The following is a 17,558-nucleotide window of genomic DNA, read 5'->3' on the forward strand; positions in this document are numbered from 1 at the left end:
GGCTTATTCTCGGGGGGCGCGGTGGGGGCAAGACGCGCGCGGGCGCCGAGTGGGTGCGCGCAAAGGCACTGGGCCGAACGCCCGATGGTTCGCCCGCTGCACGGCGCATCGCGCTGGTGGGTGAAACCTACGGCGAGGTGCGCCGCGTGATGGTGGAGGGCGTGTCCGGCATTCTGGATGTGCATACGGCAGCGGAGCGGCCGCGGTTTGAGCCATCGAAAGGGCAGATCGTGTGGCCGAACGGCGCGATTGCACAGGTGTTTTCAGCCGAAGACGCCGATGGCATGCGCGGTCCGCAGTTCGATGCCGCGTGGTGCGATGAAGTTGCCAAGTGGCGCAACGCGGCGGCGGCGTGGGACATGCTGCAGTTTGCGCTGCGTCTTGGGGAACACCCGCAGATGGTGGCGACGACGACACCGCGCGCAACGCCGTTTCTGAAGGCGCTGATGGCAGACGCATCTACGGTGGTGACGCGCGCTGCAACGCTGGCGAACGCCGACAATCTGGCGCCGTCGTTCGTTGAGGAGATGACGCGTCGATACGCGGGTACGGCGCTGGGGCGACAGGAACTTGATGGCGAGATTGTCGATGACACATCGGGCGCGTTGTGGCGGCGTGACTGGATCAACATGCACCGGATGGAGCGCGCGCCGGAGCTGACGGAAATCGTCGTGGCGGTAGATCCGCCGGTGACGGCGACGGCGGCATCGGATGCGTGCGGCATCATCGTTGCGGGGCTGGGCGAGGATGGGCGTGCCTACGTGCTGGCGGATCGCACGTTGCAGGGTCGCGAGCCGCAGGTGTGGGCGCGGGCGGTGGCGGCAGCCTATGCGGAATACCTGGCCGATCGCGTTGTTGCGGAGGTGAATCAGGGCGGCGATCTGGTGACGACGGTGCTGCGCCAGATCGATGACAGCCTTGCGGTGCGCACGGTGCGGGCAACGCGCGGCAAGTGGCTGCGGGCCGAGCCGGTGGCGGCGCTGTACGCGGAAGGCCGGGTTGTGCATGTCGGCATGTTCAGCGCGCTGGAGGATCAGATGTGTGCGTTCGGTGCTGACGGGTTGGTGCGCGGGCGTTCGCCGGACAGGCTCGATGCGCTGGTGTGGGCGCTGACCGACCTGATGATTGCAGGACGGCAGCGGCCGCTGGTGCGGAAGCTGTAAAACGATTGGTTTATGGGCGTGGCAGCGCGATGCGGCCGCGCCATTCATTCTAACTTTGTGTGAAAAGGAAACGCATGTCGCGCATCCTCGATGCGCTCGGCAGGCTTGTGCTTGTCCGCGCGCCAGTCAACGAGCTGAAGGCCAGCGCGAGCGGACCGCTGGTCGCGTGGGAACCATTGGGACGGCCGGCGTGGAGCCCGCGCGATTATGCGGCCTTCGCGCGGGAAGGCTTCATGCAGAACGCGATCGTTTATCGGTCGGTGCGCATGGTTGCGGAGGCCGCGGCGTCGGTGCCGTTGTTATTGTATCGCGGCGATGAGGAAATTGAGCGCCATCCGCTGCTGGATCTGATTGCGCAGCCATCGCCCGACCACACAGTGATCGATTTCACCGAAGCCTGGTATGGCTTTCTGCTTGTGTCGGGCAACGCTTATGTCGAAGCGGTCGGCGTCGGCGGGCGGCTGCGTGAACTTTATGTGCTGCGGCCGGACCGCATGAAAGTGGTGCCGGGGCCGAACGGCTGGCCGGAGGCGTTTGAATATTCTGCCAACGGCGCATCGGTGCGATTTGCCGATGAGGCGGTGCCAGGCGTGCGGCCCATTCTGCATACGCGGCTGTTTCACCCCGACAACGACCATTATGGCATGAGCCCGATCGAAGCGGCGGCGTCGGCGATCGACATACACAATCAGGCGTCGGCCTGGAACAAGGCGCTGCTTGATAATTCGGCGCGGCCATCGGGAGCGCTGGTGTACGCGGCGAACGGCGGCAACTTGACCGAAGCGCAGTTCGGCCGGTTGCGGCGTGAGCTGGAGGAAGCGTTTCAGGGGGCGCGCAACGCCGGGCGGCCGATGCTGCTGGAGGGCGGACTTGACTGGAAGCCGCTGTCGCTGTCGCCGAAGGAGATGGATTTCATCGCCACCAAGCACGCGGCGGCGCGCGAGATTGCGCTGGCGCTGGGCGTGCCGCCGATGCTGCTGGGCATTCCGGGTGACAATACCTACGCGAACTATCAGGAAGCGCAGCGCGCGTTCTGGCGCGGCACGGTGTTGCCGCTGGTGCAGCGTCTGGCGCGTGGACTTTCGGCGTGGCTGGCACCGGCCTACGGCGGCGGGCTGGAACTGCGGCCGGATCTCGATCAGGTGGAAGCGTTGCAGTCGGAGCGGGAAGCGTTGTGGGCGCGTATCGAGCGGGCAAGCTTCCTGACGCAGGATGAAAAACGCGCTGCGGTTGGATATGGCCCGCTTGATGGGAGCGATGCTGCGCCCGCAGATGCTTCGACATTCGGCGGTGATGGGGAATCGTTTGACGGCAGCGCATGACGCGCATCGTACCACGATAGACTTTGACGGATAGCAACCGGAGAAACTGAATGCTGGCAATCGCGACTGCCCGGCCGGGTGGCGTGCGCGCGTCCTCATGTTCGCATGAGGTGAAGTTTACGCAGCTTAACTTGAAAAGCGTGGACCCGAACGGGATGTTCGCGGGCTATGCAAGTCTGTTTCATCGCAAGGACATGGCTGGCGACGTGGTGATGCCGGGGGCGTTTACGGACAGCCTGAAGGCGCGCGGCACGGCTGGCGTGAAGCTGCTGTTTCAGCACGATCCAAATCAGCCGATCGGGGTGTGGACGCAACTGCGCGAGGACGCACGCGGACTCTACGCCGAAGGGCGCTTGATGCCGGAAGTGGCGAAGGCGCGTGAAGTGCATGCGCTGATGCGCGCTGGCGCCATCGATGGATTGTCGATCGGGTTCCGCACGGTGCGCGCGCGGCGCGACCACGTGAGCGGCGTGCGCCGACTGGAAAAGATCGACCTTTGGGAAATTTCGGTGGTGACGTTTCCGCTGCTGCCCGATGCGCGGGTGGCGACGATGAAAGCGCGCGCGCTTGATGGCGCCAGCGCGACCGAACGGGAATTTGAGCGCTGGCTTACGCGGGATGCTGGGCTGACGCGAAGGCAGGCACGCGCGCTGATGGGCAGCGGTCTGCCGGGGCTCAAGGCTTTGCGGGATGCGGGCGGTGAGCGCGAAGCCGGGAGCGATGGACTGGCCGGGCGAATTCGCGCGGCGGCACAGGCACTGCTGGCGACACCACAGCAACAGTAACCGAAACAACAGCAGGACGATATTTGATGCCGGAATTGGAAAACAAGTCGAACGATGCCGCCGTGGGCGCGGCGTTTGACGATTTCATGCGTGCCTTCGAGGCATTCAAGGAGACCAACGACGATCGCCTGGATCAGCTTGAGCGGCGCTCGGCGGTTGATCCGCTGATCGAGGAAAAGCTGAACCGCATTGACCGCGCGCTGGATGACAACCGCCGCGTGGTGGATGATATGGCGTTGAAGGCGGCGCGTCCGGCGATCGGTGGCGAGGCGCCACGCAGCGCAGCATCGCTGGCGCATCGGTCGGCGTTCGACAATTACGTGCGCAAGGGCGAAAGCGGGGCGCTGGCGGATCTGGAGCGCAAAGCGCTTTCGATCGGCAGCAACGCGGACGGCGGTTATCTTGTGCCGGTGGAAACCGAACATGCGGTGAACCGCGCGCTGCGTGACATCTCGCCCATTCGCGCCATCGCCAGCGTGCAGCAGGTGTCGGGGGCGGTCTACAAGCGGCCGTTTTCGATCTCGGGTCCCGTGACGGGCTGGGCGGCGGAAACGGGCGAGCGGACACAGACAACGGCGCCGAAGCTCGATGCGCTGTCGTTCCCGACGGCGGAGCTTTACGCGATGCCGGCAGCAACCTCGGCGTTGCTCGACGACGCAGCGGTGAACATCGATGAGTGGCTGGCCGAGGAAGTGCGCATCGCATTCGCCGAGCAGGAAGGCACGGCGTTTGTGTCCGGCAACGGCACCAACAAGCCGAAGGGTTTCCTGGATTATACGACGGTCGCGAATTCCGCCTGGGAGTGGGGCAAGATTGGCGTTGTCGAGACCGGGGTCAGCGGGGCGTTCCCGTCGTCCGATCCGGTCGACAAGCTGATCGACCTCGTATACGCGCTGAAAGCGGGCTACCGCGCCAACGCGCACTTCGTGCTCAACCGCTCGACGCAATCTCTCATTCGCAAGATGAAGGACGCCGACGACAATTATCTGTGGCAGCCGTCTGCTAACGCGGGCGAAGCTCCGACGCTGATGGGCTTCCCGGTGGCGGAATCGGAGGACATGCCGAGCATCGCGGCGAACAGCCTGTCGATTGCGTTCGGCGACTTCCGGCGCGGTTATCTGATCGTCGATCGGATTGGCATCCGCGTGCTGCGCGATCCCTATTCCGTCAAGCCTTACGTGCTGTTCTATACGACCAAGCGCGTGGGCGGCGGAGTGCAGGACTTCGACGCGATCAAGCTGATGAAGTTCTCAGCTGCAGGCTGAGGTTTTTAGTGGCGGCGGGCGAGCTTTTCGTCTGCGGCGGGCGACTCCCCTTTGGGGAGCCGGCCGCCCGCCGCGAGAAGAGGCGCTTGGTTCTTGTGGCGGCGCACGACAGCCTTACTGGCAGCCGGCCGTGCGCCGCGATGTGCGTATCAATCGGCCGCTGCGGCCGGCTTCGCAATTTTGATTTGCAGTTGCGACTCCGCTGCGCGGAGCCGGCCGCAACTGCATGACTTCTAAAAATAGGACAGCGAATGGCTCTGGTGTTGACCAGTGCGCCCGCTCTGGAGCCGGTGACGGTTTCGGAGGCGAAGGCGCACCTGCGTGTTGATGGAACGGCTGAGGATACTCTGATCGGCAGCCTGATCTTAACGTCGCGCCTGCATATCGAGGCGGCCTTGGGACTGGCGCTGATAACGCAGGGCTGGCGGTTGAAGCTGGATCGCTGGCCGAAAGACGGCGCGGTGGAGTTGCCGTTGGGTCCGGTGCAGGCGGTGACGGGCGTGCGCGTTGTGGACGGCGCCGGTGTTGCGCAAACGGTGCTACCCGAAAGCTATGTGGCGGATGTTGCCAACAGCCCGGCGCGGATTGTGCCGCGCGGAGCGTGGCCGGTGCCGGGCCAGAGAACTAACGGGGTCGAGATCGATTTCAGCGCAGGCTTTGGCCCTGCAGGTGCTGACGTGCCTGCTCCGGTGCGCCAGGCGCTGCTGCTGCTGGTTGCCCATTGGTATGAGCATCGTGATCCGATCGAAGTTGGCTCGACGGCAACGGCAATTCCTGGGGCGGTTTCAAATCTGCTGATGCCCTATCGTGTGGTGCGGCTGTAATGGCGGAGTATGACATCGGCGACCTGCGCACACGCGCCGCGATAGAAACATCGACGTCAACGGATGACGGCGGCGGCGGACGGGCAGTGGTGTGGACGAAGCTCGCCGACATATGGGCATACGTTCGCGCGACGACTGGTTCTGAGGGCTTCGCGCACGACAGGCTTTCGGGCTCAGTGAGCCATGAAATCGTGATGCGGCATCGCGCGGATGTGACGCCGGGCATGCGCATCACGGCTGGGACGCGCGTGTTTGAAATCCGGGCGGTGTTCGATCCCGATGGCAGGCGCCGATGGACGCGCTGTCTGGCGCAGGAGCGTGACCTGTGAAGCTGGGCGTGAGCGTGCGCCCGTTCGACCGCGCGCGCCTGATGCGTCGCGCAGAGGCGATGGTTCAAGCGGCGGCCGCGCGCGTGAGCGGCGGACGCCAGATTGCAAACACCGGCAACACAGGTGGGGCGGTAAATGGTGAACGCGAGTTGGGCACTGCAACAGGCGATGCTGACAGCGCTGACAAGCGATAGCGCACTGGTGGCGCTGCTGGGCGGCACGCATGTGTGGGACAGCGTGCCGGCGCGGGCGCCGTTTCCCTATGTTGCGTTTGCAGGTGCTACCGAGCGGGACTGGAGCACCGGCACCGACCAGGGCAGCGAGCATGCGGTAACGCTGCATGTCTGGTCACGCTACGCCGGGCGCAAGGAGGCGCAGGCGATCATCACCGCGGTGCGTGACGTGCTGCATGAGGCCGAGCTGTCGGTCAGCGGCCATGCGCTGATCAATCTGCGGCATGAGAGTTCGGAAATCGTGCGGCACAGCGACGGCGAAACCTATCAGGGAATTATGCGCCTGCGCGCAGTGACAGAGCCGCGGTGAAGTCTGCGGCGGCAGGGAAGCTATGCTTATAAATTGGGCAACGAAGGGCTGATGTGATGGCGGCACAGAAGGGCAAGGATCTGCTGTTGAAGGTGGATTCAGATGGCTTGGGAACATTTACGACGGTGGCGGGGCTGCGTTCGCGCACGATCGCGTTCAATGCGGAATCGGTGGACGTAACGCACGCGGAGAGCGCGGGGCAGTGGCGCGAGCTGCTGGCGGGCGCGGGTGTGAAATCGGCGCGGGTGACGGGCGCCGGCATTTTCAAGGATGCGTCATCTGATGAAATTGTGCGCAGCTATGTGTTCAATGGCACGATCCGGAACTGGCAGGTGATCGTGCCGGATTTCGGCAGCATTGAAGGGCCGTTCCATATCGGATCGTTCGAGTTGACGGGACGTCATGACGGTGAGGTTGGTTTCGAGATGGCGCTGGAATCTGCCGGGCAGCTGACATTCACCGCTGCGACATAGGCAGGAGCCGTGACGCATTGATCGGCGGCCGCACTCCGGTGCAGAGTTGTGCCCAGGACTATGGGCGCGAGGGGGCACCGGTGAGCACAACGATTGCAATATTCGTGATGGCGGCCATTGCCGAAATAGCCGGATGCTTTGCGTTCTGGGCCGTGGTGCGATTGCAGGCGCCGACCGTGTGGCTGGTGCCCGGCGTGGTCAGCCTGCTGGTGTTCGGCTGGCTGCTGACGCAGGTGGATGTCGACTATGCAGGGCGCGCGTATGCCATTTATGGCGGAATCTATATCGCGGCCTCGGTGGTGTGGCTGATGGCGGCCGAGGGCAAGACGCCGGACCGCTTCGATGTGTTGGGTGCTCTGGTTTCTGTCGCCGGGGCTTTGATCATTCTGTTTGCGCCGCGCAGCGCATAACAACCGACAACTGAGATTGCACGGCCGCAACCGGCGCGGCGCTTCGTGATGGAGCGTTGCGGCGGACGGCCGTGCTGTGGGTTTTTCTGACATCGGGAGATGGTGATGGCGAACGCGCATCGCGGAGAAATAGCGGCTGAGCTGGATGGCAAGGCGTTCAAGCTGGTGCTGACATTGGGCGCGCTGGCGGAACTGGAAGGCGCGTTTGGCGATGACGACATGCTGGCGCTGGCGCAGCGCTTCAGCGGCGGGCGATTGTCGGCGCGTGATTGCGTGCGGATCATTGGCGCTGGGTTGCGTGGCGCAGGCTACGAAATCACCGACGATGCGGTGCGCGGGATGCGCGCGGACGGTGGCGCTGGCGGATACGTCGATATCGTTGCGCGGCTGCTGCGCGCGACGTTCGGCGAAGAGAGCGAAGGCCAGCGGGCATCGGCGGCGGAGGACGCAGAACCCGGCCCTTTCCCTGGGACGATGTGATGGCGGCGGGCTTCGGCCTGTTGGGACTGTCACCGCAGACATTGTGGGCGATGACGCCGCGTGAACTGGCGGCGGCACTGCGTGGCAAACTGGGGCCGCGCATGTCCGGGCCGCTGTCGCGCAGCGATCTGTCAGATCTCCTCGAACGCTATCCCGATCGCGCGCGGCGCTGAAACCTTCAAGGCAATATTGGAGTGCAAATGGCTGAGTGGAGTGACACCGCTGACACGATGACGGTTACGGTGCTGGCCGATACAAGCCAGTTTCAGCAGCAGCTGGCCGACGCATCGCGCATGGGCCGGCAGTTCGGCAACGCGCTGGGTTCGGCATTCGAAGGCATCGCGGTGAAGGGCAAAGGTGCGAGCGATGTGCTGCGCTCGCTGGCGCTGAACCTTTCGCAGATCGTGCTGAAGGCGGCGCTGAAACCGCTGACCCAATCGATGGGCGGTGTGCTGGCGGGATTGTTCAGCGGCGGCGGGCTGGCGTTTGCCAACGGCGGCGTGATTGCGCGCGGGTTACCGGTGCCATTTGCATCGGGCGGTGTGATAGCCAGCCCGACGACGTTTCCGCTGGCTGGCGGGCGCACCGGACTGATGGGTGAGCGCGGTGCGGAGGCGATCATGCCGCTGGCGCGCGGTCCCGATGGGCGTCTGGGCGTTGCGGCACAGGGCATGGGTGGCGGCATGAATGTGACGTTCAACGTGACGGCGCAGGACGCCGACAGCTTTCGCCGTTCGGAAGCGCAGATTGCGGCGATGGTGACGCGCGCGGTGGCGCTGGGCCAGCGCAATCTGTGACGGCGCATGCCGCGCATGAGGCGGCGTGAACCGGGTTTTCATTGGGTGGAGTTGAGCGATGGCATTCCATGAAGTGCTTTTCCCGACCGATATTTCGCGCGGCAGCCAGGGTGGACCGGAGCGGCGCACCGACGTGGTGGTGCTTGGGTCCGGCCATGAGGAACGCAACGCGCGCTGGGCGGATTCGCGCCGTAGCTACAACGCCGGATATGGCGTGAAGTCGCTGAATGATCTCAACGCAGTGATTGCGTTTTTTGAGGAGCGGCGCGGGCGGTTGCATGGTTTCCGTTGGCGCGATCATACCGACGACAGGTCGTGTGCGCCGGGCGCGGATATATCGCCAGACGATCAAGTGCTCGGGCATGGCGATGGCGGGCGGGTAGGGTTTCAACTCATCAAGACGTATGGATCGGCGTTTGCGCCGTGGTCGCGGCTGATCCGCAAGCCGGTTGCTGGATCTGTGCGGGTGGCGGTGGATGGCGTGGAGATCGATGCGGAGCATTTCAGCGTTGATACGGCGTCCGGCGTGGTGACGTTCGATGGCGATCATGTGCCGGGTGACGGAGCTGTGGTGACGGCCGGATTCAGGTTCGATGTGCCGGTGCGTTTTGACACCGACCGACTGGAAATCAATCTGCAGGGCTTCCGTCACGGCGGCATTCCGCAGATCCCGATTGTCGAGCTGCGGCTTTGACGGCGGCGCGCGTAACAGGAGTATGCGGATATGAAGAGACTGCCGGAGGATTTGCAGGCGCATCTGCAAACTGGAGCTACAACGCTGTGCTGGTGCTGGCGGCTGACACGCGGCGACGGCGTGAAAATGGGCTTCACCGATCACGATCGCGATGTGGCGTTTGAGGGCGTGACATACGAGGCGGCCGCGGGTTTTTCGGCCAGTGAGATGCGCGACAGCATTGGTTTGAGCGTCGACAATCTGGAGGTCACGAGCGCGCTGTCATCCGATCGGTTGAGCGAGGCCGATCTGGCGGCGGGCCGCTATGACGATGCGCGCGTCGATATATTCCGCGTCAACTGGGCGGCGCCGGAACAGCGGGTGTTGATGCGTTCGGGCAGTTTGGGCGAAGTGCGGCGCGCGGGATTGAGCTTTACCGCCGAGGTGCGCGGGTTGGCGCACTATCTGCAGCAGCCGAAGGGGCGGCTATACCAGTTCACCTGCGATGCGGATGTGGGCGACGGTCGTTGCGGTGTTTCGCTGAGCGACAGCGCTTATCGCGGCGAGGGCGAGATTGTAGATGTGAGCAGCGCTCGGCTTTTCACCGTCAGCGGGCTTGAAGAATTTGCCGATGGCTGGTTTGCACGCGGCGCGTTGACGTTCACGTCCGGGGCAGCGGAAGGGCAAACCGTTGAAGTCCGCGCGCATACGCAGGCGGGTGAGGCGGTGCGCATTGAGCTATGGGCGCCGGCGCGCGGGCCGCTTGTTGCGGAGCAGACGTTTGTTGTGACGGCAGGTTGCGACAAGCATTGCACGACGTGTGCGGCGAAGTTCGGCAACGCGCCCAATTTCCGTGGCTTTCCGCATATGCCGGGCAATGACTTTCTTACCACCTTCGGGCGGCGCGGCGTCTAGGTCGGCTCGCTGACTAGACGACCTAAAACGCAAACAGCAATCAATCGGATCGATGCCATGACGGACGCGTCACCTGTGGTGGATGCAGCGGCGATCGTGCGCGCGGCGCGCGGCTGGATCGGCACGCCATATCACCATCAGGCCAGCGTGCGCGGTGTCGGGACGGACTGCCTTGGTCTGGTGCGCGGCGTGTGGCGCGAACTTTATGGCGCGGATGCGGAACGGCCGCCGCCATACAGCCGCGACTGGGCCGAGGGTGGTGGCGTGGAGACGATGTTGGAGGCGGCGGCCAGGCATATGCGTCCGGTGACGGATGGTGAGCGGGCGGCGGGGGACGTGGTTGTCTTTCGTATCCGGCCGGGCGCAGTGGCAAAGCACGCCGCGATACTTTCAAGTCCGATGGCGATGATCCACGCGATGGAAGGTGCAACGGTATGTGAGGTGCCGTTGTCGCGCTGGTGGCTGCGCCGGATGGCGGGCGTTTTTAGTTTTCCGCGAGGGGATGTCTGATGGCGACACTTGCACTTGCGGCCGCCGGTGCGGCTGTTGGCGGCGCTGTGCTGCCAGGCGGATTGACGCTGCTCGGCGCGACGATCACCGGCGCAACGCTTGGGTCGCAACTGGGTGCGGTTGCTGGCTCGGTGATAGATCAGGCGCTGTTGGGCGGCTCGGGCAGTACGCGGCACATTGAAGGGCCGCGTCTATCGGAGCTGCACATTACCGCTTCGACGGAGGGCGCTCCGGTGCCGCGCGTTTACGGGCGCGTGCGTCTGGGTGGGCAGGTGATATGGGCGAGCCCGTTCGAGGAGGAGATTGTTTCATCCTCAAGCGGTGGCGGTTCTGGCAAAGGCCTCGGCGGTGCATCGGCGCCTACAACGGTGACGACGCAATACCGCTATTATGCGAACTTCGCCGTGGCGCTGTGTGAAGGCGAAATTGCGGGCGTTGGGCGCGTGTGGGCGGATGGCGTTGAGCTGGATCGCGCGCAGGTGATGCACCGGGTTTATACCGGCAGCGAAACGCAGGATGCCGACAGCCTGATTGCGGCCTATGAGGGGGCTGCGACCGCTCCGGCATATCGCGGCGTTGCGTATGTGGTGTTTGAGCGTCTGGCGCTGGCGCCGTTCGGCAACCGCATGCCGCAGCTTTCGTTTGAAGTCTATCGTACGGTCGATGGCTTCAGCGACAGCATTCGCGCGGTGGTGATGATCCCCGGCTCGGGTGAGTTCGCCTATTCGCCGACGCCGGTGACGCAACTGGTGGGGCTTTCAACACAGCAGCCGGAGAACGTGCACTCACGCCAGGGCGGCACCGATTGGACCGTGTCCCTGGATCAGCTTGAAGAGACGCTGCCGAACGCAAAGCATGTGTCGCTGGTGGTGAGCTGGTTCGGCACTGATCTGCGCGCGGGCGAATGTCAGCTTGTGCCGGGCGTGGAGAACCGCGAGAAAATCACTAGCCCTTATGAATGGACAGTGGCGGGCCGCGCGCGCGCGAACGCATACATGGTGAGCCAGCGCGATGGGCGCGCGGCCTATGGCGGCACGCCGAGCGACCGCAGTGTGATCGATGCCATTCGCGATTTGAATAGTCGCGGCATCGGGGTGACGCTGAACCCGTTCATTCTGATGGATGTGCCTGCGGGGAATGCGCTGGCCAATCCCTATGGGGGCGGCAGTCAGCCGGCTTATCCGTGGCGCGGACGCATTACGGCGCATCCGGCAGCGGGCAGCATCGGCAGCGTCGATCAAACCGGTGCGGCGGGCGCGCAGATCGCAAGCTTCGTCGGCACGGCGCAGGTTGGCCATTTCGCCATTGTTGGCGATGCCGTCGTGTACAGCGGGCCGAATGAGTGGTCATTCCGGCGCATGATTTTGCACCATGCGTTTCTGGCCAAGGCGGCCGGTGGCGTTGACGCGTTTCTGCTGTGCAGCGAACTGCGCGGCTTGAGCTGGGTGCGTGACGGCGCGCAAAGCTATCCTTTTGTCGATGAGCTGATTGCGCTGGCCGCGGATGTGAAGACGGTGCTGCCGGATGTCAAGATCGTCTACGCGGCGGATTGGTCGGAATACTTCGGCCATCAACCGGCGGACGGCACGGGCGATGTGTTTTTTCACCTCGATCCGCTGTGGGCGTCGGATGCGATCGATGCGATTGGCATCGATGTTTACTGGCCGTTGGCGGACTGGCGCGACGGCCGCGAGCATCTCGATCTCATGGCGGGCGTGCGGTCGATTTATGACCACGCGTATTTGAGCGGCAACCTGCGCGCGGGCGAAGGCTTCGACTGGTATTACGCCTCGGCCGAAGATCGCGCGGCGCAGGTGCGCACGCCGATCAGTGATGGCTTGGGCAAGCCGTGGGTCTATCGCTACAAGGATATAAGGTCGTGGTGGCTCAATCGTCATTACAATCGGCCGGGTGGCGTTGAAGCGGCGCTGGCGACCGATTGGGTGCCGCAGTCGAAGCCGTTCTGGCTGATGGAGATTGGCTGCCCTGCTATCGACAAGGGTGCCAACCAGCCGAATGTGTTTGTCGATCCGAAAAGCTCCGAAACGGCGCTGCCGCATTTCTCGCTCGGCGCACGCGATGATTACATGCAGCGCTGTTTTCTGCGCGCCATGATCGAGGGCCTTGATCCGGATGCGGGCGGCTATCTTGATGGCGCGAACCCGGTTTCGGAAATCTACTGCGGGCGCATGGTCGATCTGGCGCGTGTCTATGTTTACACGTGGGATGCGCGGCCGCATCCGGCGTTTCCGAACGATATAGATGCGTGGGGCGACGGCGAGAACTGGGGCGTCGGTCACTGGTTGACGGGCCGCTTCGCCAGTGCGCCGCTGGCCGATACGGTTGCACGGCTGCTGGAGGATTATGGCTTCGATGCGCACGATGCGCGCGGCCTGACGGGGACCGTGCCGGGATATCTGATCGATCGCGTGATGGCGGCCCGCGATGCGTTGCAGCCGCTGGAGCTGGCATACTTTTTCGATACGCTGGAAACCGGCGGTGAGATCGTATTCCGGCATCGCGGTGCGACCGCTCCGGCAATCGATCTGGAACTGGATGATCTGGTCGAGGCAAAGCCAGACTCGGCATTGCTGGCGTTGACGCGCGGCCAGGAGACCGAACTGCCAGCGTCGGCAAAGCTGCGCTACATCGCGGCCGCGTCGGATTACAGCCAGGCGGTGGCGGAGGCGCGCAGGCTGACCGGCGCCAGCGGACGCGTGAGCCAGGCTGATCTGCCAATCGTGTTGGAGTCGCAGCAGGCGGATGCGATTGCGGAGACGTGGCTGTTTGAGGCCTGGGCGGCGCGCGAGCGGGCGAGTTTCAGTTTGCCGCCGAGCATGCTGGCGCTGGAGCCATCGGATGTGGTGCGCATTGGCGATGGCGTTGATGCGCGCGCGTTTCGTGTGACGGAGATTGGCGAGCGCGGTGTGCGCGAAGTGGAAGCACGCAGTGTCGATCCGGAGCTTTATGGCGCGCTTTCGGGACAGGAGCGGCCGACGCGGCCGGGTGTGCCGGTGGTGGCTGGTTCACCGCTGGTGGCGTTCATCGATCTGCCGCTGCTGCGTGGCGATGAGCCGCCCGCAGCGGGATATGTTGCGGCCAGGCAGACGCCGTGGCCGGGTGGCGTTGCGATCTACGCCTCGCCGGAAACAACAGGCTATACGCTGAAGACGCTGGCGAGTGCGCCGGCGACGATGGGCGTGACGCTCGACCCGTTGCCGGTGGGGCCGGAGGGGCGTCTCGATCATGCGGCAAGCGTGCGCGTGCAGGTGGAAGGCGAGCCGCTGACATCGGTGACGGCGCTACAACTGCTGGCGGGGCGTAATTTGGCGGCGATCCGCAACGGCGGTGGCGAGTGGGAGGTGCTGCAGTTCATGACTGCGACGCTGGTGGAGCCGGGCGTCTATCAGCTCGGCGGTCTGTTGCGCGGCCAAGGCGGAACCGAGTTTGCGATGCGCTCGGAGGTGGAGAGCGGCGCGCAGTTCGTGCTGCTCAATTCATCGGTGGCGCGCATCGATCTTTCAGCGTCGGAAATCCGCGCGCCCTATTCATGGCGCTATGGGCCATCGATCCGGGATATAGGGGATGAGACGTATCGGACCACGACATACAGCTTCGCGGGATTGGGGCTGAAGCCGCTATCGCCGGTGCATGTGCGTGCACGGCGCGATGATGGCGATGTGTACTTGAGCTGGATACGGCGCACGCGTATCGGCGGCGATAACTGGGAAGCGCCGGAAGTACCGCTGAGCGAAGACAGCGAGCGCTATGAGGTGGACGTGCTGGATGGCGGTGTGGTGGTGCGGACGTTAACGAGCGACGTGCCAACGGCGATCTATACGGCTGAGCAGCAGGTGGCTGATTTTGGTGGTGCGCAGGAGGCGTATCAGGTGCGTGTCTATCAGCTGTCAGCGAGTTACGGGCGCGGCACGGGACGCGCGGCGTTGGTGTAACGCGACGCAATTGCAGCTGCGTGCGATAGCCGGGAAGATGTGCGTGCCCGGCGCAGATTAAGGGTATCCGATAGTGCTTGAACAGCCGCCGTGGTTGGCCGCCGCGTGGGCGGAGCTTGGCCAGCGCGAAGTGCGCGGCAGTGCGGATAACGCCCGCATTCGTGCGTTATTTCGCGAGGTCGGACATCCCGCTATCCTGCATGACGAAGTGGCGTGGTGCGCGGCATTTGTTGGTGCATGTCTGGAACGGGGTGGGCTGGCGTCGACGCGTTCGCTGATGGCGCGTTCATATCTGCGTTGGGGCGATGATGTGTCCGCCGGCCGTATCGGCGCTGTCGCGGTGTTGAGCCGCGGGCGCGATCCAGCGGCGGGTCATGTCGGCTTTCTGATGGGTGAAACGCCGACGCATGTCGTGCTGTTGGGCGGCAATCAGGGCGATGCGGTGAGCGTGGCCGCGTATCCGAAAACGCGATTGCTCGGGTTGCGATGGCCAGCGGCGGCGGCAGCGAAAAGCGCTGGGCGAAAAGAGGCCGGCACGCGTGCGGCAGGCGATGCGCTGTTCGACGAAGCGCTGGCGCACGTGCTGGAGATGGAAGGTGGCTACACCGACGATCCGCATGATCCCGGTGGGCCGACCAACAGAGGCATAACTCTGGCAACCTATGCGGCGTGGCAGGGTGTGCGGCTGAATGCGGCGACGCGGTCGGGGCTGAAGGCTGAGTTGCGCCGGATCGGTGCGGATGTCGTGCGCGACATCTATTTCGCGCGCTACTGGAGCCTGGCCCATTGCAGCGAGATGGCGCCGGCGCTGGCGTTTTTCCACTTCGATGCTGCGGTGAACCACGGCGTGACCGGCGCGATGCGTCTTTTGCAACGCGCGGTCGGGACGGATGTGGATGGCGAGATCGGCCCCAATACCCGGGCAGCGATTGGACGGCTGTCGGTTGAGCAGTGCCTTGAGCGCTACGCCGAGGTGCGCCGTGCGCGGTATCGCGCGCTGCCGCATTTCTGGCGCTTCGGCCGCGGGTGGCTGCGCCGTGTGGATACGACGCTGGCGCGTGCGCGCAAGGTTGTGCGCGCTGGAGCGGGAGCGCAGCAGGCAACGGATCAGGTGCAGGAGAAAGAGATGTCGAGCATGAATGAAAGTGTGCGGATGCAGGAACAGTCGGGGCCGGTACAGCAGCAGGAGAGCACGACGAAATGGTGGGGGCAGTCGATCACCATCTGGGGTGCGATGATTACAGCGCTTTCGACCGTGCTGCCTGCGATCGGCCCGGCATTCGGCGTTGATATCACGGGCGATCTGGTGCGCGAGGCAGGTGAAGGCATTGTGCTGACGGTGCAGGCGGTGGGCGGCCTCATCGGCACGCTGATGACGATTTACGGCCGCATGCGTGCATCGACAGGACTTACGCAGCGCAGCATGCAGATGAAACTCTAACGTGACGGAAGCGCTGCATGCTCGCGTGTTGTGCTTCGCCATTCATGATGGGTTCAGCGGCGGCGGAATATCCGATGTGCAGGCCATTCATCTCCATTGTTCACATCATGATTGTAATGCGCATCGTTATTTTGTCGCTGCTGCTCGCTGTCGTCGCGCAATCAGCGACCGCAACTGATTGCTATCCGGATTGGTCGGACGCTGCTCCGATCGTGCATCGGGAAAAACTGGCGACGGTCGAGGCGTTGTCAGCGGGAGCCGCCGCGCATATGCCGGGCGATATTGTGCGAACGACGCTTTGTGTCGAGAACGGCATATTCGTCTATCGGCTGCTGGTGCGCGAAGCCGGGGGCAGGCTGGTGAACCATACTGTGGACGCGCGACAACCATTTGCGCGCTGAATAGTTCGCTTCCGTATCGCGGCTGGATTATGATCACGCAATGGTCTGATCACGCCGCGGAACGGGAGAAGCGAATGTCGTACGTCGATGGGTTTGTGCTGGCAGTGCCGGAAAAAAATCTGGCGGAATATCGCAAGATTGCGCGCAAGGCTGGCAAGATCTGGCTGGAACACGGCGCACTGGAATTTCGCGAGTGCGTGGCCGATGATGTGAAGCCGGGCAAGCAGACGTCGTTTCCGCAGAGCGTGAAGCTGAAGCCGGGCGAGGTCGTGGTGTTTTCCTATATCGTCTACAAGAACCGCGCGCAGCGTGACCGGGTGAATGCCAAGGTGATGGCCGATCCGCGTCTGAAGACGATGATGGAAGGCAAGGATATGCCGTTTGACGGCAAGCGCATGATCTATGGCGGATTTAAGACGCTGGTGGCGCTGGCCTAGGATCTGCTTGCCTGAATGCCGGATTTGCACCCTGCGTGTGCGGGGGATGCGGTGTGCCGTTGAGGCCGTCGGCAGGGGCCGCGCTGCGCACTAGGCTGAATCGCCCACTGCCGTTATAGTCCCCGCCGAATTTGAGGTTTTGGACGGGGGAGCCTGTGCGCGTCCTGGTAGTTGAGGATGACAAGGATCTGAACCGGCAGCTCGTGTCAGCGCTGGGCGATGCGGGATATGCCGTTGATACGGCGTTCGACGGCGAGGAGGGCTACTTCCTTGGCGATACCGAGCCGTATGACATCGTCATCCTCGATATCGGTCTGCCGAAGATGGATGGCATTTCGATTCTTGAGCAGTGGCGCCGTTCCGATCGCAAGATGCCGGTGATCCTGCTGACGGCCCGCGACCGCTGGAGCGACAAGGTCCAGGGCATGGATGCGGGCGCCGACGATTACGTCGCCAAACCGTTCCATATGGAAGAGCTGCTGGCGCGTGTGCGGGCGCAGGTACGGCGCGCATCAGGCCATGCCAAGAGCGAAATCGAGTGTGGGCCGTTGCGGCTGGACACCAAGTCGGCGCGCGTTACCTGCAATGGTCAGCAGATCAAGCTGACGTCGCATGAGTATCGGCTGCTGGCCTACATGATGCACCACAATGGTCGCGTGGTTTCGCGCACCGAGCTGGTTGAGCATCTGTATGAGCAGGACTTCGATCGCGATTCAAATACCATCGAAGTGTTCATCGGGCGGTTGCGCAAAAAGATCCCGGTGGATGTGATCGAAACCGTGCGTGGCCTCGGATATCGCCTGAGCGAAAATCCGGCTCCGACGGCCTGATGAGATT

At 63.8% G+C, this 17,558-nt stretch carries 20 protein-coding genes; all 20 read left to right on the plus strand.

What is annotated here, in order from left to right; genetic code table 11:
- A partial coding sequence (locus C6Y62_RS08325) for a DNA-packaging protein (RefSeq protein WP_173953569.1) occupies nt 1-1,163 on the plus strand: 1,163 nt, incomplete at its 5' end.
- A gap of 74 nt (nt 1,164-1,237) precedes the next feature.
- Nucleotides 1,238-2,485 (plus strand): phage portal protein, encoded by a 1,248-nt coding sequence (locus tag C6Y62_RS08330; protein ID WP_173953570.1) that lies wholly within the window; start codon nt 1,238-1,240, stop codon nt 2,483-2,485.
- A 50-nt stretch (nt 2,486-2,535) separates the two neighbouring features.
- Entirely contained in the window at nt 2,536-3,270 is a 735-nt protein-coding gene (locus tag C6Y62_RS08335; protein WP_173953571.1) for an HK97 family phage prohead protease, read from the plus strand.
- A 26-nt stretch (nt 3,271-3,296) separates the two neighbouring features.
- Complete coding sequence (locus tag C6Y62_RS08340) at nt 3,297-4,535, plus strand: phage major capsid protein (RefSeq protein WP_173953572.1); 1,239 nt, start codon at nt 3,297-3,299, stop codon at nt 4,533-4,535.
- Nucleotides 4,536-4,786: 251 nt separating this feature from the next.
- The gene (locus tag C6Y62_RS08345) at nt 4,787-5,359 is read left to right on the plus strand and encodes a head-tail connector protein (protein WP_173953573.1); all 573 of its coding nucleotides are present in this window, start codon (nt 4,787-4,789) and stop codon (nt 5,357-5,359) included.
- A complete protein-coding gene (locus C6Y62_RS08350) occupies nt 5,359-5,688 on the plus strand; it encodes a phage head closure protein (protein ID WP_173953574.1) in 330 nt (109 codons plus the stop codon). The genes C6Y62_RS08345 and C6Y62_RS08350 overlap by 1 nt, the downstream gene beginning before the upstream one ends.
- Nucleotides 5,689-5,823: 135 nt before the next feature.
- On the plus strand, nt 5,824-6,231 hold the full coding sequence (locus tag C6Y62_RS08355; protein ID WP_173953575.1) for a DUF3168 domain-containing protein: 408 nt from the start codon (nt 5,824-5,826) through the stop codon (nt 6,229-6,231).
- A gap of 56 nt (nt 6,232-6,287) precedes the next feature.
- Nucleotides 6,288-6,704: a phage major tail protein, TP901-1 family gene (locus C6Y62_RS08360; protein ID WP_068461640.1), complete on the plus strand. Its 417-nt coding sequence runs from the start codon at nt 6,288-6,290 to the stop codon at nt 6,702-6,704.
- 80 nt (nt 6,705-6,784) lie between these two features.
- A complete protein-coding gene (locus C6Y62_RS08365; RefSeq protein WP_173953576.1) occupies nt 6,785-7,114 on the plus strand; it encodes a YnfA family protein in 330 nt (109 codons plus the stop codon).
- Nucleotides 7,115-7,219: 105 nt separating this feature from the next.
- Nucleotides 7,220-7,594 carry a gene transfer agent family protein gene (locus C6Y62_RS08370; RefSeq protein ID WP_173953577.1) on the plus strand — a complete coding sequence of 125 codons (375 nt, stop codon included), beginning with the start codon at nt 7,220-7,222 and terminating at the stop codon, nt 7,592-7,594.
- The gene (locus C6Y62_RS08375) at nt 7,594-7,767 is read left to right on the plus strand and encodes a phage tail assembly chaperone (RefSeq protein ID WP_173953578.1); all 174 of its coding nucleotides are present in this window, start codon (nt 7,594-7,596) and stop codon (nt 7,765-7,767) included. Before C6Y62_RS08370 ends, C6Y62_RS08375 begins: the two co-directional genes overlap by 1 nt.
- A gap of 27 nt (nt 7,768-7,794) precedes the next feature.
- Nucleotides 7,795-8,391, plus strand: a complete 597-nt coding sequence (locus C6Y62_RS08380) for a phage tail tape measure protein (RefSeq protein WP_173953579.1) — start codon at nt 7,795-7,797, stop codon at nt 8,389-8,391.
- A gap of 58 nt (nt 8,392-8,449) precedes the next feature.
- Nucleotides 8,450-9,085 (plus strand): DUF2460 domain-containing protein, encoded by a 636-nt coding sequence (locus C6Y62_RS08385; protein WP_173953580.1) that lies wholly within the window; start codon nt 8,450-8,452, stop codon nt 9,083-9,085.
- Nucleotides 9,086-9,115: 30 nt separating this feature from the next.
- Nucleotides 9,116-9,979, plus strand: a complete 864-nt coding sequence (locus tag C6Y62_RS08390; RefSeq protein WP_173953581.1) for a DUF2163 domain-containing protein — start codon at nt 9,116-9,118, stop codon at nt 9,977-9,979.
- 57 nt (nt 9,980-10,036) lie between these two features.
- The gene (locus C6Y62_RS08395; RefSeq protein ID WP_068461647.1) at nt 10,037-10,489 is read left to right on the plus strand and encodes an NlpC/P60 family protein; all 453 of its coding nucleotides are present in this window, start codon (nt 10,037-10,039) and stop codon (nt 10,487-10,489) included.
- Entirely contained in the window at nt 10,489-14,442 is a 3,954-nt protein-coding gene (locus tag C6Y62_RS08400) for a baseplate multidomain protein megatron (RefSeq protein ID WP_173953582.1), read from the plus strand. The genes C6Y62_RS08395 and C6Y62_RS08400 overlap by 1 nt, the downstream gene beginning before the upstream one ends.
- Before the next feature lie 73 nt (nt 14,443-14,515).
- Complete coding sequence (locus C6Y62_RS08405) at nt 14,516-15,883, plus strand: TIGR02594 family protein (RefSeq protein ID WP_173953583.1); 1,368 nt, start codon at nt 14,516-14,518, stop codon at nt 15,881-15,883.
- Nucleotides 15,884-16,014: 131 nt separating this feature from the next.
- On the plus strand, nt 16,015-16,284 hold the full coding sequence (locus tag C6Y62_RS08410) for a PepSY domain-containing protein (RefSeq protein ID WP_173953584.1): 270 nt from the start codon (nt 16,015-16,017) through the stop codon (nt 16,282-16,284).
- A gap of 74 nt (nt 16,285-16,358) precedes the next feature.
- A complete protein-coding gene (locus tag C6Y62_RS08415) occupies nt 16,359-16,721 on the plus strand; it encodes a DUF1428 domain-containing protein (protein WP_173953585.1) in 363 nt (120 codons plus the stop codon).
- A gap of 155 nt (nt 16,722-16,876) precedes the next feature.
- Nucleotides 16,877-17,551: a response regulator transcription factor gene (locus C6Y62_RS08420; RefSeq protein WP_068461655.1), complete on the plus strand. Its 675-nt coding sequence runs from the start codon at nt 16,877-16,879 to the stop codon at nt 17,549-17,551.
- The last annotated feature ends 7 nt before the right edge of the window (nt 17,552-17,558 follow it).

Origin of the sequence: Hyphomicrobium sulfonivorans (assembly GCF_013306565.1) — a bacterium.
GTDB classification, from domain to species: Bacteria; Pseudomonadota; Alphaproteobacteria; order Rhizobiales; family Hyphomicrobiaceae; genus Hyphomicrobium_A; species Hyphomicrobium_A sulfonivorans.

What these genes read in the sequence shown, in the direction of transcription:
- C6Y62_RS08330 (WP_173953570.1), top strand. Translation starts at nt 1,238, where the DNA reads ATGTCGCGCATCCTCGATGCGCTCGGCAGGCTTGTGCTTGTCCGCGCG.
- C6Y62_RS08335 (WP_173953571.1), top strand. Translation starts at nt 2,536, where the DNA reads ATGCTGGCAATCGCGACTGCCCGGCCGGGTGGCGTGCGCGCGTCCTCA.
- C6Y62_RS08340 (WP_173953572.1), top strand. Translation starts at nt 3,297, where the DNA reads ATGCCGGAATTGGAAAACAAGTCGAACGATGCCGCCGTGGGCGCGGCG.
- C6Y62_RS08345 (WP_173953573.1), top strand. Translation starts at nt 4,787, where the DNA reads ATGGCTCTGGTGTTGACCAGTGCGCCCGCTCTGGAGCCGGTGACGGTT.
- C6Y62_RS08350 (WP_173953574.1), top strand. Translation starts at nt 5,359, where the DNA reads ATGGCGGAGTATGACATCGGCGACCTGCGCACACGCGCCGCGATAGAA.
- C6Y62_RS08355 (WP_173953575.1), top strand. Translation starts at nt 5,824, where the DNA reads ATGGTGAACGCGAGTTGGGCACTGCAACAGGCGATGCTGACAGCGCTG.
- C6Y62_RS08360 (WP_068461640.1), top strand. Translation starts at nt 6,288, where the DNA reads ATGGCGGCACAGAAGGGCAAGGATCTGCTGTTGAAGGTGGATTCAGAT.
- C6Y62_RS08370 (WP_173953577.1), top strand. Translation starts at nt 7,220, where the DNA reads ATGGCGAACGCGCATCGCGGAGAAATAGCGGCTGAGCTGGATGGCAAG.
- C6Y62_RS08375 (WP_173953578.1), top strand. Translation starts at nt 7,594, where the DNA reads ATGGCGGCGGGCTTCGGCCTGTTGGGACTGTCACCGCAGACATTGTGG.
- C6Y62_RS08380 (WP_173953579.1), top strand. Translation starts at nt 7,795, where the DNA reads ATGGCTGAGTGGAGTGACACCGCTGACACGATGACGGTTACGGTGCTG.
- C6Y62_RS08385 (WP_173953580.1), top strand. Translation starts at nt 8,450, where the DNA reads ATGGCATTCCATGAAGTGCTTTTCCCGACCGATATTTCGCGCGGCAGC.
- C6Y62_RS08390 (WP_173953581.1), top strand. Translation starts at nt 9,116, where the DNA reads ATGAAGAGACTGCCGGAGGATTTGCAGGCGCATCTGCAAACTGGAGCT.
- C6Y62_RS08395 (WP_068461647.1), top strand. Translation starts at nt 10,037, where the DNA reads ATGACGGACGCGTCACCTGTGGTGGATGCAGCGGCGATCGTGCGCGCG.
- C6Y62_RS08400 (WP_173953582.1), top strand. Translation starts at nt 10,489, where the DNA reads ATGGCGACACTTGCACTTGCGGCCGCCGGTGCGGCTGTTGGCGGCGCT.
- C6Y62_RS08415 (WP_173953585.1), top strand. Translation starts at nt 16,359, where the DNA reads ATGTCGTACGTCGATGGGTTTGTGCTGGCAGTGCCGGAAAAAAATCTG.